Genomic DNA, 14,121 nt, shown 5'->3' with positions numbered 1-14,121 from the left:
AGGGATGGATGGAAAAATACTACCTGATAAGGTGGAGATTTTTTCATACAGGCGTAGTGAACCCTTGCAGCTCTCGCATCCGCACGCCTGTAACTTTGCCTTATGTTTGAGTTTTTACTTTTTTCTTGCTCGGCTTTTATTCAATTCGGATGTTTATTTATAGAGATTTGATTGCTTCACTATTTTTTATTCGGCAGGTAAACTAAGGCGAGCCGCCTGCGAGCGGAGCAAGGGTGCTGGATGCAAAAGAACGAGCGTCGAGGGCGGCAGACAGCTACCGTTTACGGCAGGGCTGGCGCGATTTTTTGCTTCGGTGTTGGGAAAGACAAGGGTAGCGACTGATAGTAACGGAACGAGTCGGAGCCGGAATGGAGCAATGCCTGATAATATTTATACAGTTGTTTTTAAGTATTGAGTTTCTGTTTTTTAATTTATTGTTGAGGAATTGCGAAATAAAGGTACGTAGGCACGTGTAGTGGAGGGAAGGAGCTACTCTTGTGCGGGTTGCTGGAAGTGGCTAAGTTGAGTGAATGAGGCAGGAATGAGGGAAACTTTGCGACTGTAGGCATTGGGATTGCAAAAATCGTGACAGCCCGATCAGCCCGCAGCGACACGCAGGCTCGCCCAATTATCAAGTGGCGGCAGACCCCCAATTATTAAGTGGTGAGCTTGCGAACCCGCCTGCTATCGGGCAGGCACCTTAACGGGGGTTGGGGGGATGAAGTAGCCACGGGTGAGGAAGGAGAGTAGCGTGTGAAGCAAAACAAATAACTAGCGCCAACGAGGACGTGTCGCCGCAGTGGTGCTAGTTATGGTCCCGACAAGGGCAGCTATACATTTTTAATATATGCAAGAATAGTTGCTTTGTATACCCTTATCGGGATGTTTTGCGGAACAAAGCGGAACGACTGACGAACACCTATTTACCTGCCTCCCGAACTTCAATATATTGCCGACTTGTCATCATAATGTCCATAATTTCTTTTCTTATTATAATTATTTGTTTGTAATGTTTTTTAAGGTTATTGGTGTTAGATTCATATTGTTTAGGTGTAATTGTTGACAATTATTTGACAAGATATTACTTCCCGTAATAAAATTTTAATTATTTGTGCTATGTTTGAATGTGATAGTATTATAATTGCGGGTATATGCGATATATACGCCATGAATTAATATGATACTTCGGGTATACTTATGTTGTACGTCATTAAAGTGAAAAGATGAAAAGAATTATTACCAAAATACCTGTTGTAGTTTTTTTATTAGCTACGAATATTGTTTTTGCTCAATATAGAGAGCCAAGAGGTAGATATTATCCCGGTGATGAAAACATTGGACTTCCACCTTTAGGATTTACAGGTAAAGCTTTAATAGCAGCTGTTATATTATTCGCTTTAGGTTGGATTGTTTCTAAAGCCAATGAAAAACCAAATGGAGAGGGAGGTTCAACTCTTGGCGGTTGTTTGATAGGGCTCGGGATAGTTTGTGCAATACCAGGATTAGCCTGGCTTCAAACAATCGTAGCTTCGATTTGGGTAATAGGTATTGGAGCGATAATAATAATTGGTGGAATTGCTCTTTTGTGGGATAAAATAAAAGATAAATAATGAACGTACAACACCGCATATAGCTTATTGCGGGTGAATGGCTACTAGCAAGGCTTTCGCTCCGCAGCCAGCTTTGGTTTCGGTGGACAGGAAAGTGCTTCGAAACCGCCCCAAGCCATATGCAAACCGTTGTAGCCAATGCAAACCAAACAATGATTAAAAAAGTTTCAAGAATAAAAAACTTTGGAATTTATAAGGATTTTTCTTGGAATCAATTGGATGATTTTAAAAAGAAAAACCTCATATATGGTTGGAATTATTCAGGTAAAACTACATTATCAAAACTATTCGAACTTCTAGAATTTAAGAATGCCGAAAGGCATTTTAAAGGTTCTGAATTTGACTTTGAAATAGAACACGATGAGAATTCAATTTCAGTAAATCAAGAAAACGTTACCGATTGCCCATTCATAATTAAAGTTTTCAATTCAGAATACATGAAAAGGGTTTTTACCTGGGATTTACCAGGCTCAGATATTGAACCCATTTCATTTTATTTAGGAGATCCAGCTGGAGATATTAAGTCAAAACTTGATAAACTGGAAAAAGAAAATGAAAGACTTTTCAAAATAAAGGAAGAACGTTACAAGATAATTGCAAATCGATTCTCTGAATATAATAAGCCAAATGGAAAATTTTCTGACCAAGCAAAGGAGATTCGTGACGAATATTTGCCAAGATTATTTCAAACTCACGAGTTTAATAAGTCTCATTTCCAAATCAGAGCAAATATTGTTAAATCCGATTTAGAAAAACACATTTTGGATTCAACAAAGAAAAATGAAACCAAAGAACAGGCATTATCACAAAATACTTTCTTGGAACTAGATGACGATTTCAAGTTTAGCGAAAATCTACTTTCTTTAAGTTCTGATGTTAAAAAAGTACTTGAAGATTCTGCTCCTAAAGCAATACCATTCCCGGAATTAGACGAGGACAAGGAACTTTTTGATTGGGTTCAAAAAGGTCTTACTTTACACGAAAAAGGAGAAAACTGTAAATTTTGCAATAACAGTTTACCTAACAATCGAATCGAAAATTTAAACTCTTATTATTCTGAAAAACTACAAGAGATTCAAGATGAGATATCTAGAATTAGAAAGAGAATTGAGGAGGAAACAGAGTTAGTTTCTTTAACATTTGAGAATGAATTAAAATTAGGTGAGGCATATAGAAAGGAATATCAAGAGAATATTGCTTCTTACAAAGACAATCTAAAAGCTTACAAGAATCAACTCAAAACTTTGGAAAAAGACCTTTACTCAAAAGGCAAACACATTTTCAATTCTATTTCAGCATCGAATATAGATGAAGTTTCTTTAGCTAGAGACGTTTCAAATATTGAGGTTATTCTCAAAAAGCATAACATTTGGCTGTCTGAATTTGATGAAAGAAAACAAAAAGCGGTAAATAAAATATTAAATCACTACGTTGCAGAATACTTAAAATCTGAAGACTATTTATCCAAAGAAAAGGAAAGTAACTCAGCAAAATCTATAATTGACACGATTGAAAAAAGAATAGCTGATAATGATAAAGAAATCTTGAGTTTGAATTCTCAGTTAAGCGATAAAGTTAAGGGCAAGGAGGAACTAAACACAAGTTTGGAGTTATTGCTAAATCGAGACGATATAAAAATTGATATTTCAGATGACAAGTTTATTTTAAAGCGAGATACATTTCCTGCTACAAATCTTAGCGAGGGTGAAAAATCAGCGATTGCTTTTTCTTACTTCCTAACAGAGCTTAAATCATTAAATGAAGAATCAAAGCTCGAGAAAACTATAGTTTTTATTGACGACCCAATATCAAGTTTAGACAGCAACCACATTTTTCAAGTTAGGTCTTTGATTCATAACTTTTTTTCAAAAAACAATTTTAAACAACTCTTTATTTCAACCCATAGTTTTGAATTTCTATCAGTATTATTAGATACTAGATTGTTTGGCCCAACTAACAAAGAAGCTAGTGAAAATAAAAGACCATTATACTATATTCAACGGCTAAAAGAAAGTAAAGCAACTATAAAAAAATTACCAAAAGCATTTAGTAGCCATAAGTCTGAATATGTAGGTTTATTTGAAATAATAAAAGCTTTTTCAGAATTAGAAGACAAAGAAGAATTTCCAAATTTTTTAATATTACCAAATGCCGTAAGAAGGTTTTTGGAGCTTTATACATTAATGAAATATCCAAGTGAAAAAGAAGTTGACCGAAGAGTTAAAGAGGTTTTTAATCCAACTGACAGACCATATCATAACACCAAACTGCTTCATTGGTTTTCTCATCAAAATCAAGTAGAAAAAGTTCAGCGTCACGATGATAAATTACTTCAAATTGAAGGAGCTGTCGAAGAACTTTTAACTTATATTAAAAATAATGACGAATTGCATTGGAAAGGGTTGTTAGGAGAATAAGCACAGGCTACAACACCGGTATCCGTTGCAAAACCCTCTAATTTTACCAAAATCAACTTTATTTAAGCCTCCTGAGGCTTCGAGATTAGTGCCTAAGTTTTTCTTATAGGTGTAATGGAAGCTTTATGTTTTTAATTGAAAGAATTTGCAAATTAGTTGGGTTGCTGATTGTCTTATGTTTGAAGGATGCTGAATCATTTTTTGGAACGAGTTTTTGATGAATAACAGGAATTGGGAAGGGATACAATCGTGCGCCAGTTGGGGAGTGGATTTTGTAGGTGTTTCGGATCTGTAAAAAATTGTGAAAAATAATAACAAAGCAATTATAATAACGAAAATTCGTTTTGATTCGGTTGTTCTTTTAACTAAAAATCTGTTTCTTTGAAAATAAATATCCAATTATATGAAGCCTTTTCTAATTTCGTTATTCCTTTTGTGTGGAACAGTCGTTTTTTCTCAAGATTGCACTATAAATGCTTATCAGTCACTAGAGTATAAAGACAAGAAAGCTACCGTTTGTGGTGTAGTTACTCAGGTGTATGCCGCAAAAAGTACACAAGGAAAACCTGTATATCTAAATTTTGGAGGTCAATTTCCTAACCATTCATTTACAGTAGTAGTTTGGGAAAGGGATCAGTCTAAATTTCAATTAGATTTAAGTGAATATGAAGGGAAACATATAGCTGTGACCGGTACTGTTAAAGAATATGATGAGAAGGGACAGATAGTGTTGCGTGATCCTAAGAATATAAATATTATAAAATGATTCGATTTTTCATTATCGTAAAATAAAAACTCTTCTAACCTTTCACCAGCAATTGCTATTTAAAGGTTGAGAGCCTTTTGGATTCGATATCTTCATATTTTCTAAATAACCAAAATAGAGTTAGGTGACTGCAATGAAACCGTTAAACTTTGCCTAATATAATATTTCATCTTTTGCTAAGAATTATTGTCCATTTCAGATGCAATCGTGCATCAGTGGGGGTTGTAACTAAGTTTTCAATCAATTGATAACAATGGATAACAATGTATAACAATGGAAAAGTATTAAAAAAGTCAGATAACTTAATCCATTAATTTTTTAAGGAATGAGTGTTACATTGAGGAACTACCAAACCGAAATTATTGAAAACACAATTGAAGTATTTAATAAAACTAATTCTGTTTTAATTCAAATGCCTACAGGCACTGGTAAAACAACCGTTTTCTCTGCAATTGTAAGACGACAAATAAAAGAAATTCAACCAAATAAAAGAGTTTTAATTATTGTTCATAGAAAGGAATTAGTTGAGCAAATATACCTTAGGTTAAGGTTGTTTGGAATATTTTCAGGAATAATAATGTCAGGAAGGACATATGAGCCTAATAGACAAGTTCAAATTGCATCTCTTCAAACGTTAATCAGAAAAAAAGAAAAACCACAAAATGTTTCTTTAATTGTAGTAGATGAAGCACATCATATTTTGTCAAGATCTTACAAAAAACTCATCAATACTTATCAAGAAAGTAAATTATTAGGGGTTACTGCTACACCTATCAGATTAAACGGTGAAAGTTTTGAGAAAATTTTTGATTCTCTAATAAAGTCAAAAAGTATTGAATGGTTTATAAAAAATAAATTTCTATCGCAGTACAAACATTTATCCCTAAGAGATGTGGTAATTGAAGATATTGTAGTGGATAAAAGATTAAATGACTATCAACAAAATAAATTATCTGAATACATGTCTTCTGAAAATAAGATTGCTGATGTTTTTCAAGCTTTTAATTTATATTCGAAGGACAGAAAAACAATTATCTTCTGTGTAGATACTCAGCACATGAAAATATTATTAGAAAGGTTTAAATCAAACTTAATTAAATGTGACTTTATTGATAGCAAAACCAAAAAAGAGGATCGAGAATTAATTATTGAAAGGTTTAAAAACAATGAAATTAAAGTGTTATTCAATATAAATATTTTCACAGAGGGATTTGACTGTCCGGATATTGAAACAGTAATACTTGCGAGACCAACAAAATCCCTTAGTCTTTATATCCAACAGATAGGAAGGGTATTAAGATATAAGCCAAATAATTATGGTTTAATAATAGATTGTGCAAATTTAATATATGAACACGGATCCATAAGAAAAGACTTTAATTGGTCTCTTAAAGGTCTTGAGATGAATGATGGAAATAAACAGAAACCTCAAACTGAAACTAATTTATATTCAGGAAAAAACAAAATTTTACAAAATATAAGATTTGATGAATTAATGGAAAGTGATTCATTTATATTAGAACCTACAGTTCAAGAATTAAAAGAAGAATTAACATACATTTTAAGCCTTACTAATACTCAAATTAAAACAGTTGAGGATTATAAATTTAGTAATATAAAATACACTTTAAATAAACTTAGAGTAAACATAAAGAACCATGAATTAGTTACAAATAGGGAAAAAGGAAAAATAAGAAAAAGTGCTCATGAATTAATAAGTAATTTGGACCTATATTTAAAAAGAAAAAATAGGAATAGAAAAAATGCTTTTGAAAAGAATAATGGTGAAACAGCCCGAAGGAAATTAACCTCTGATGAGATTTATTTAATAAAAAGAGAATTGAGTGAAGTATTCAATGAGGTTTTAACATGATTTAAGTGGGATCATTAACTAAAATAATTCTTCTGAGAAGAAAGTGTGCAAAGTAGGATTGATGTTGGACAGAAAGGCAATGCTTTATTTATGAAGACTCCAAAATCTATTGATTATTGTATAATAAAAATTAAAGAACAAATGTTTAGGCTTAAATAGAACACTAATGTGATTACAATTTTGTCCAGCACTTATTATAACTAATATATATATTCAATTAAAAACTAATTTATGAAACAAAAACTGATTATTCTATTTTTCGCTTTGCAGTTTGTAACTAGTTATTCTCAACATAAAGATGAGTATGGATTTGACTTTGAACTACGGAGTGGTACAGCTTTCTTAATTCCGAGTTGGAATAATATTTTTAACACTATTACTATGCCGCATTCCGTTTTCAATGAACTAATGGATAAATACGGATATGAATTTATTTTAGATAAAAACTATTGGTGGAAAATGTCCGAATTGGATAATTGTGACTTTTTCATCGAAAAAGATAAATATAGTATTAGCTTCATATGGAAAAACGTAAATATTGACACTCAAGAATTGGAAGATAATTTTGAACAATATTTAGTAAAGAAATTGGAAAATGGAATGAAAATATATTCAATACAATTAGAGAATAACTCTTCATTTGAAATGCGCATTTTTAATTATCAAAAATTAGGAGTAGTTTCATTTGAAAGAAAATTATGAGAATTAGAGTTACAACATTTATTTTAATGTTTTTAATCTTATCCACTGCATATTCAGCTGAATATAATGGTAAAAACATTGACGGAATTGAGTTTGATTGTACTGCATATTCATATGACACGGGTAATTGGTATTTTGTCACTGTAGAATTTGATGGTGACGAAGCTACAATTTACTTCAGTAATGGGGGATATATTACATTAACCTTGGACAAAAAAATTATTGATGATCCACGGGCTATTGATGCATACGATTACGATAAACGTGTTTATTGGGAACTTGAAGTAGACGGTTTGGAATAATACTGATGCTTTGATCACAGCTTTTCGGGGTATTATTTATTATAGTCAAGTCAGTTGTAATATTTAACAAATCCAACGCCATCAATTATTATTTCTTACCAGACATCCTATTACTTTTAGATTCATCGTTCAGCTAAACGTCCACCATTTTCAACTATTTAATTCATTATTGTACTATAACAAAATCTTACCCATCCACTATGTTTTTCCGAACGATTTATATTGACTTTCAAGTTAAAACTGTCTTTTTTTAAATTCAAAATCAGCTTGCAGTCTTCCTTGGTTTTTCAATTGTAAAAGTTGCCTAATCAACTCGTTCTTTTTATTGCTTACGATTATGCATATGTTATTGCAATATATATTAATAATAACCTTTTCCTTTTATGCAATGTCTGATACCTCCTCTGGGATTTTCCATGTCTCCGAAATACCTAGGAATTACATGACAATGAAAATGCATTACGGTTTGTCCAGCTGCTTTACCACAATTCATTCCTATATTATAGCCATCTGGTTTTTGATCTTTTTCTATTATTTCTTTTGCTACCTCAATAAGTAAATTCAATTCGTTTTGTTCCTCTTTACTCAATGAAAAATAGTCCAACTTTTCTTCATTAGAAATAATTAGAATATGACCTGGAGATACAGGGTATCCGTCATAGATTAAAAAGAAATGCTCTCCTGAGTAAATCTTTTTGTCATTTGATATTTTTGAAAATACACTCATTAAAAAGTTCCTTCAAGTTCTTCACTAGGTGTCCAGGTGATAATAGAATTTTCTAGTGCGAGATTATATTGTTTTTCTAAAAAAGCACGTCTTAGCTCTTTTGTTTTTCCTGTTTGATTTATAATGGTTTCAGCTAATGGGTGTTTACTACTAATGTAAAACTCATTGCGATTGAATAGTCTTTGTAAATACTTTCGATTTGGTACTTTAGCGCCCTTTTCGTTTGTACTATTTATCGAAGAATGGGCCAAAACCAAATTCCAAACTCCATTTATGTTTGCATTATTATTAGCATGAATTTGTTTATTCACGTGTGGTAAAAAGTGGTCTACATGGCAGATTTCTGAACTGCCTTTAATAATTGAAATGTCCATAAAACTGTAGAAACACTTACCTTTTTGATATCCGTTGAGAGAGTCTCTAACAGATGTAATATCAACCCTTCGCATAAAGTCGTTTTCGAGAAAGAAAAGGGAAGCGGCTTCGTCATATTTTACTTCAAGAAGGTTTGGATTGATTTGTAGGTTCCATGCCGTTTCAACCAAGTTCCATCTCGCTTCGGTTTCATTTTCAAAGTTTTGAAAGTGGAAACTTTCTTTAAGTTTGAGTAAGTTGTCTGTGATAACAATTCTCTTATTTCTTTTTGAATAGTCTTTCTCGTAGAATAGATTTGGAATTTGACCGCCATTTACATTTTGAAAAGCGTCAACTACATTAACGAAACCTAATCTTTCAGTCTGATGTAATAGTTGAGCTTCATCAATTCTCCCATTGTTAAAATCTCTACAAAAGTTTAGAAACTTACTTGAGCTTGAATTTCCTTGTTTGTCACTTTGTTTGAGATGTTCTGTTATGTTTTTTGCAAATGGTCTAGCTAATTCTTTTAATGAAATAGAAGTGGTTTCCTTTTCTATTAATTCTAAAAGACTTTTTGCGAATGCGAATTTGTAGGTCGCTGAATTTTTGCCAAACAAAATTAACGCTCTCCATTGAGACTCTAAACTTGGATCATTTATTTGAAATTCAGTCATTGCGTTTATACTCGCGGTGGCAGATTTTTTATTCTAAACTTCTAATATAGCCATTAAGCTTGAAATTATCTAGATCGTGGGCTATATCAAAATATAAAAGACCTGTTTTACCTGTAAGTAACTTAACTGGAAAATATATTAATTGAAATATTTCAGAACTTGGCTCATAAAAGACAGCTAGGTATTTGGAGTTACTATAAATATATGCACGATTTCCTATACTATTAGTTCCTAAATACTCAAAATCCGATAGTTTAATAGCATAGTTTAATTTTGGATATTTCTCATTCCATTTAAAATCCGCTGATATAAGAAGATAAGAATCTTGTTGTTTTAATGAAACATTCGCAAAATCGCTTCTTGTTTCATTATAAATTTTATAATAATACGTCTTATCTTTATTCCTATTACTTTTTCCATTAACATAAGATAAGTCATAATAAAAATTTAAAAAGCTAGCTCGATTGTCTTTACCAATTGGTTGATATTCTTTGTCAGGAATTATTGCAGTTACCCAATTATTTTGCGTGTAAGTATGATTAAATAGAATTATCGTGAGCAAAAATGTTATTATTAATCTCATAACTATTGTTTTATATGTTTACTAAGGGTTTGTATATATGACCTATGCTTGCTTTAAAGCACTTACCTTGTGGACTTGGAACGAAATCGATTAAGAACACGAATTCTAATTTTATTACTTTTCTTGATATAAGTTATATAATCTATTGGCTGTAGTTTTAATCCAAACTATATAAATTATAGACCCATTGTGCATCATCAAATCCAACGTACAATTGATTCTGTCCATTTTGACTATTTAGCTTTACAAGTCTAACTCTACACCTTAATCCATCTTCGTTCACACAAAAAAATGACCAAGTATCATCTCCGTCAGAGTCTGTGGATTTTCCTTCATTTTCAGCGACATCATAAACTTGAACTTCTTTAGAATAGATTGTAAATCTTGACTTTTCGTTGTCCAACACAACCAAAATAGAGGTCTCTTCCCAATCTGACCAATCACTCCATTTGTAATCATTTATTTTATTTTTAAAGGACACAGAAGTGGTTTTCAGCTTGTACACTTGTCCATAAGTTAGATTCGATATTAGTACAAAAAAACCAATAATAAGGATTGATTTCAAGTTTGTTAATTTCATGCTTGTCTATTTTTATTTCGAATTATTGCCAACAAATTAAATAAAAATACCCAAATTTTTAACTGTTTTTTTTAGACTAATTTTGGTTAACCTGTGTGGTATTGAACTATATGTAATGGTTAATGTGAGATACAGAATGATTATGTATTTATAAATGGATTATTTAAAAAAGAAGGGTAAAACCTTAACGCTAAATATATTCTGTAAATTAATAATGAAACAAGCTATTGGAATTAAAAAATTAGGATTGCACACGTTGCTTCCGAAAGTTTTGATAGTTGGGTAGTGGGGTGATTGACAGATGGATGATTTTTGCGAATTTTCAATATTATGGATGAATTGGGAATTGCGAAGGGGGCGTGATGTTAAGGGGTATTAGCGGGGAATTTTTGATATTGACTTAAATGAATTTATTGTTTTAATTTGTGGCTTTTAATGGTAATACTAATTGGGGAAATTTGTAATTAGCGGCCTGTAGTTGGTAGTTTAGATTATTGAAAAACACATGTTTTTTGGCCCGAAGTTCATAGCCCAAATGTGCAAACATGAAAAAATAAGATTAACTAAAAAACAAATTAATTAAAACTAAAATGCGAAAAGAAGATTACCAAACAGTAATATCAAAAATTCATTATTATTCACAATACAATACATCTGATTACGAACTGGTAATTGAGTTGTCAACTACGCTTAGGGAGAGTGGTTTTGATGATTCGCAATTAAATTTTTATTTGGGAAGAGCCTATCAAGAATTAAATAAAACGGATAGAGCTATTGAATTTTACCGAAATAGTATTTCTACAAATGATGAATTCTCACATTGGACGAAAGAATTAAGTTCTAATAATCTAGCGAATATATATTTCGAAATAGACTCTTATAACGATTGTATTACAATTTGTAAATACAATATTGAAAACGTAAATAACACTCTATACAAATCGAATGCTGCTTATTTAACTGCGCACTGTTATTATTTGAAGACTTTCAATTTGATGAAAATGTCTCCAGCATATATAGGTCAATTATTCGACTGTTTGCAAAATGCAGAGGAAAATATTTTAAAAGCTCTAGAGATTCAGTCTGAAAACGTGGATTACCTTGTTTTGGCGGGTTCAATTTATAAACGAGGAATAGAACTCGATGGTGGTTACAGGGTAGAAGCAAAACGGTATTTATTAAAAGCAGCCAAATTGGGAGACAGCCAAGCGATAGAATTACTAAATCAATTATAGTTATTACCATGATGAAATTAAAATTGTATAGCGCCAATCCAGGGAGCATTTTAAAAACCAACAAAAATTTGAGTGGATTAAATCATTTAATGATGCAGAAGTGGACAAGAAGTGGACATAAGTGAAACATATTTGAAAATCATTCCCAAAGCAGGTGGTCTTTTAAAAGGTAAATTAAAAAAAATGAAGTAGATTACTTATCGGAAACTTACCAAGGCTATTTGACGATAAAACAGCTTTTAGAGTAATTAGGCCTGGGAAAGATGCTATTTTTATTGTGAAAATATCGGGGGATGTAGAAACTCTGATAATCGCAGATATGTCAGGCAATGGATATGCAGTACATATAGACATAGTGAAATAACTAAATATTGTAATCATATTTATAGGGAAAATGTGACCTGTCTGGTTTGCCCTCTAATACTTGGGAACCGATAAAATAAAAATCCAAAATAAGAATAGAAAATGAAATATGAAATAAAGGCCAAAAACGAACCCTTGTTTTTTGGTGGTGAACTTAAAATAAACAACACAATTTTCCTTTTTTGTACCGAGCAGGATCAAATTCACCATTACAGAGTTAAAGAAACTACACCTAGTTATTTTTTGGCAGAAAAAATGGCTGTTGCTGGAGTGCCTGTTAGCCGCAATGAAAGAGATATAGAAAAGTTCACTGCGGAAACCTTTGATAATTATAAAATTTATCTCATTAATGATAAGACAAATGATCAAGATTTATGGCCGAGGAATATAAAAGAGGCTTTAATAATTCTTAAATCACTTTATACTCCAGAAGAATGTTCGGAAATGCAGGATATGACATGGGAACAGTTCGACAAAAGGTTTAATCAAATTGGAGGATTGTCCCATTGGATACGGAACTATTTCGGTCTTTATCGGGGTAACTTTGATCTTGCCTTAGATTTTGATATAGAAGAGCCCTGTGCGGATAATGTATCTTCAATTCTAGTATATTATTTTTGGGAGTATTTAAAAGATGAAGACCAAGAATGATGGATAGAACACCCAATTAACTCGATAATCGAAAAATTATCTGACTTAATTTAAAAATATAATTACCACGTATGAAGCTTACACTTTATAAAATGAATCTTTTAAATACAATCCTGTAACAAAAAATCAAAAATAAAAATCATGTGGAAAAAAATCTTGTTGTATATAATAGCAATCCCAGCCGGACTAATTGCCTCTACAATACTGCCAAGCATATTTTCGAAAATTTTAAATTTCTTCATTCCATTTAGGACCATTACTGATTTTCTTGACCTTTATTTTCTCAAATTTATAAGCGGATGGATTGCTGTAGGAATAGCGGGCCTAGTTGCTCCTTCTCACAGAATCTTGTTTGCATCAATAATGTTAGGTGTTAACTTATTGGCAGCTTTTTATATGTATAGTCTTGGAGATGAATTCAATTACTTATTTGTATTAGGGGGAATTGCTCCATTGGTCCTTTTAGTTTTGCATTATCTACTAGAGAAATCAGAGGCCAAAAATGATATACGGTTTTCAGATTGATAGGTTACAACAAATTAAAAATATTGCAGTGAGACTGGATACAATAATTTGGCCACACATTTGTTTTCTGATTTCTACTTGGGAGAATAAAAAAACGATTTGGGACATAGGCCTCTCATAGAAGATTCCAAGCTTTAATCCGGATATGCTCAATCTATTATTTCTGTGTAGGTTATTGTATTCATTTTTGGAATTTACATGACTAAACCAACTAAAAACTTAACCAAATTTTTATGAAAAACTACTATTTAATTTTAATCGAGAATTTTATTGGAATTGGATATCTGATTTTATTCCTTTTTGGATTTTTCACCAATAACCTAAATTTATATCACATTGGAGGTATCGGAATGATAATCTTCATGCTAATAATTATAAAGGGACAACCGAAAAACTTGACTTCATTTTTAATTATATGTGGGATTGGAAGTATCGTAGCCTATTTTGTATCTAATTGGTGGGTTGGGCTTTTTTGGGCTAGTGCATTTTTTAGTGTAGGTCAGGTATTTGGAATTATTGCCTTAATAAGAAATAGAGAATTTATCATTAAAGAGGTAGAAAATCAAAAAATTAAAACTAAGGATTTGGTGAAATTTGCAGTGACAGGAAAAGCACCTGATCCAGATAAATTATCAATAATTGAAGTTCTGTTATTTTTCAGTTTAATTATTATACCATATTTATTAATAATTTATTTTAACTAAAAGTAAAAAGAAAATGCAAATACTACTTTATATAGTTGGAGGATTATCCAGT

At 31.6% G+C, this 14,121-nt stretch carries 14 protein-coding genes; 10 read left to right on the top strand and 4 right to left on the bottom strand.

All coding sequences use genetic code 11. The features are described 5' to 3' along the window. Window positions 1–1,223 precede the first annotated feature (1,223 nt). The 6 genes from G3A46_RS11250 to G3A46_RS11225 all read left to right on the top strand — a co-directional run bounded on the left by G3A46_RS11250 (window position 1,224) and on the right by G3A46_RS11225 (window position 7,670). The gene (locus G3A46_RS11250; RefSeq protein ID WP_165149852.1) at window positions 1,224–1,610 is read left to right on the top strand and encodes a hypothetical protein; all 387 of its coding nucleotides are present in this window, start codon (window positions 1,224–1,226) and stop codon (window positions 1,608–1,610) included. A gap of 119 nt (window positions 1,611–1,729) precedes the next feature. After that, complete coding sequence (locus tag G3A46_RS11245; RefSeq protein ID WP_165149850.1) at window positions 1,730–4,027, top strand: AAA family ATPase; 2,298 nt, start codon at window positions 1,730–1,732, stop codon at window positions 4,025–4,027. A gap of 403 nt (window positions 4,028–4,430) precedes the next feature. Next, window positions 4,431–4,793, top strand: coding sequence for a hypothetical protein (locus G3A46_RS11240; protein ID WP_165149848.1), 363 nt, complete (start codon window positions 4,431–4,433; stop codon window positions 4,791–4,793). Between the two features lie 325 nt (window positions 4,794–5,118). Continuing rightward, window positions 5,119–6,666 carry a DEAD/DEAH box helicase gene (locus G3A46_RS11235; protein WP_165149846.1) on the top strand — a complete coding sequence of 516 codons (1,548 nt, stop codon included), beginning with the start codon at window positions 5,119–5,121 and terminating at the stop codon, window positions 6,664–6,666. A gap of 231 nt (window positions 6,667–6,897) precedes the next feature. After that, window positions 6,898–7,368, top strand: coding sequence for a hypothetical protein (locus G3A46_RS11230; RefSeq protein WP_165149844.1), 471 nt, complete (start codon window positions 6,898–6,900; stop codon window positions 7,366–7,368). A gap of 26 nt (window positions 7,369–7,394) precedes the next feature. After that, window positions 7,395–7,670 (top strand): hypothetical protein, encoded by a 276-nt coding sequence (locus tag G3A46_RS11225; protein ID WP_165149842.1) that lies wholly within the window; start codon window positions 7,395–7,397, stop codon window positions 7,668–7,670. 361 nt (window positions 7,671–8,031) lie between these two features. Here G3A46_RS11225 and G3A46_RS11220 read toward each other — a convergent pair whose 3' ends face one another. From G3A46_RS11220 to G3A46_RS11205, 4 genes are all read right to left on the bottom strand, one after another. Continuing rightward, complete coding sequence (locus G3A46_RS11220) at window positions 8,032–8,397, bottom strand: HIT family protein (protein WP_165149840.1); 366 nt, start codon at window positions 8,395–8,397, stop codon at window positions 8,032–8,034. Beyond that, a complete protein-coding gene (locus G3A46_RS11215; protein WP_165149838.1) occupies window positions 8,397–9,428 on the bottom strand; it encodes an HNH endonuclease domain-containing protein in 1,032 nt (343 codons plus the stop codon). Before G3A46_RS11215 ends, G3A46_RS11220 begins: the two co-directional genes overlap by 1 nt. A gap of 28 nt (window positions 9,429–9,456) precedes the next feature. Continuing rightward, window positions 9,457–10,011 carry a hypothetical protein gene (locus G3A46_RS11210; protein WP_165149836.1) on the bottom strand — a complete coding sequence of 185 codons (555 nt, stop codon included), beginning with the start codon at window positions 10,009–10,011 and terminating at the stop codon, window positions 9,457–9,459. Between the two features lie 157 nt (window positions 10,012–10,168). Next, window positions 10,169–10,576, bottom strand: a complete 408-nt coding sequence (locus G3A46_RS11205; protein ID WP_165149834.1) for a hypothetical protein — start codon at window positions 10,574–10,576, stop codon at window positions 10,169–10,171. Window positions 10,577–11,181: 605 nt separating this feature from the next. Here G3A46_RS11205 and G3A46_RS11200 point away from each other — a divergent pair. The 4 genes from G3A46_RS11200 to G3A46_RS11185 all read left to right on the top strand — a co-directional run bounded on the left by G3A46_RS11200 (window position 11,182) and on the right by G3A46_RS11185 (window position 14,069). Further along, window positions 11,182–11,826, top strand: a complete 645-nt coding sequence (locus G3A46_RS11200; protein WP_165149832.1) for a hypothetical protein — start codon at window positions 11,182–11,184, stop codon at window positions 11,824–11,826. Between the two features lie 465 nt (window positions 11,827–12,291). Beyond that, window positions 12,292–12,840 carry a DUF6794 domain-containing protein gene (locus tag G3A46_RS11195; RefSeq protein WP_165149830.1) on the top strand — a complete coding sequence of 183 codons (549 nt, stop codon included), beginning with the start codon at window positions 12,292–12,294 and terminating at the stop codon, window positions 12,838–12,840. 141 nt (window positions 12,841–12,981) lie between these two features. After that, window positions 12,982–13,365 (top strand): hypothetical protein, encoded by a 384-nt coding sequence (locus G3A46_RS11190; protein WP_165149828.1) that lies wholly within the window; start codon window positions 12,982–12,984, stop codon window positions 13,363–13,365. Window positions 13,366–13,598: 233 nt separating this feature from the next. After that, window positions 13,599–14,069: a hypothetical protein gene (locus G3A46_RS11185; protein WP_165149826.1), complete on the top strand. Its 471-nt coding sequence runs from the start codon at window positions 13,599–13,601 to the stop codon at window positions 14,067–14,069. The last annotated feature ends 52 nt before the right edge of the window (window positions 14,070–14,121 follow it).

It is taken from the genome of Aequorivita sp. KMM 9714 (assembly GCF_011065475.1).
Taxonomy (GTDB): domain Bacteria; phylum Bacteroidota; class Bacteroidia; order Flavobacteriales; family Flavobacteriaceae; genus Aequorivita; species Aequorivita sinensis.
This window is presented reverse-complemented; position numbering and strand designations above follow the sequence as displayed.

Coding starts and splice junctions, on each gene's coding strand:
- G3A46_RS11185 (WP_165149826.1), top strand. CDS start 13,599: ATGAAAAACTACTATTTAATTTTAATCGAGAATTTTATTGGAATTGGA.
- G3A46_RS11195 (WP_165149830.1), top strand. CDS start 12,292: ATGAAATATGAAATAAAGGCCAAAAACGAACCCTTGTTTTTTGGTGGT.
- G3A46_RS11235 (WP_165149846.1), top strand. CDS start 5,119: ATGAGTGTTACATTGAGGAACTACCAAACCGAAATTATTGAAAACACA.
- G3A46_RS11200 (WP_165149832.1), top strand. CDS start 11,182: ATGCGAAAAGAAGATTACCAAACAGTAATATCAAAAATTCATTATTAT.
- G3A46_RS11250 (WP_165149852.1), top strand. CDS start 1,224: ATGAAAAGAATTATTACCAAAATACCTGTTGTAGTTTTTTTATTAGCT.
- G3A46_RS11230 (WP_165149844.1), top strand. CDS start 6,898: ATGAAACAAAAACTGATTATTCTATTTTTCGCTTTGCAGTTTGTAACT.
- G3A46_RS11245 (WP_165149850.1), top strand. CDS start 1,730: ATGCAAACCGTTGTAGCCAATGCAAACCAAACAATGATTAAAAAAGTT.
- G3A46_RS11215 (WP_165149838.1), bottom strand. CDS start 9,428: ATGACTGAATTTCAAATAAATGATCCAAGTTTAGAGTCTCAATGGAGA.
- G3A46_RS11210 (WP_165149836.1), bottom strand. CDS start 10,011: ATGAGATTAATAATAACATTTTTGCTCACGATAATTCTATTTAATCAT.
- G3A46_RS11240 (WP_165149848.1), top strand. CDS start 4,431: ATGAAGCCTTTTCTAATTTCGTTATTCCTTTTGTGTGGAACAGTCGTT.
- G3A46_RS11220 (WP_165149840.1), bottom strand. CDS start 8,397: ATGAGTGTATTTTCAAAAATATCAAATGACAAAAAGATTTACTCAGGA.
- G3A46_RS11225 (WP_165149842.1), top strand. CDS start 7,395: ATGTTTTTAATCTTATCCACTGCATATTCAGCTGAATATAATGGTAAA.
- G3A46_RS11190 (WP_165149828.1), top strand. CDS start 12,982: ATGTGGAAAAAAATCTTGTTGTATATAATAGCAATCCCAGCCGGACTA.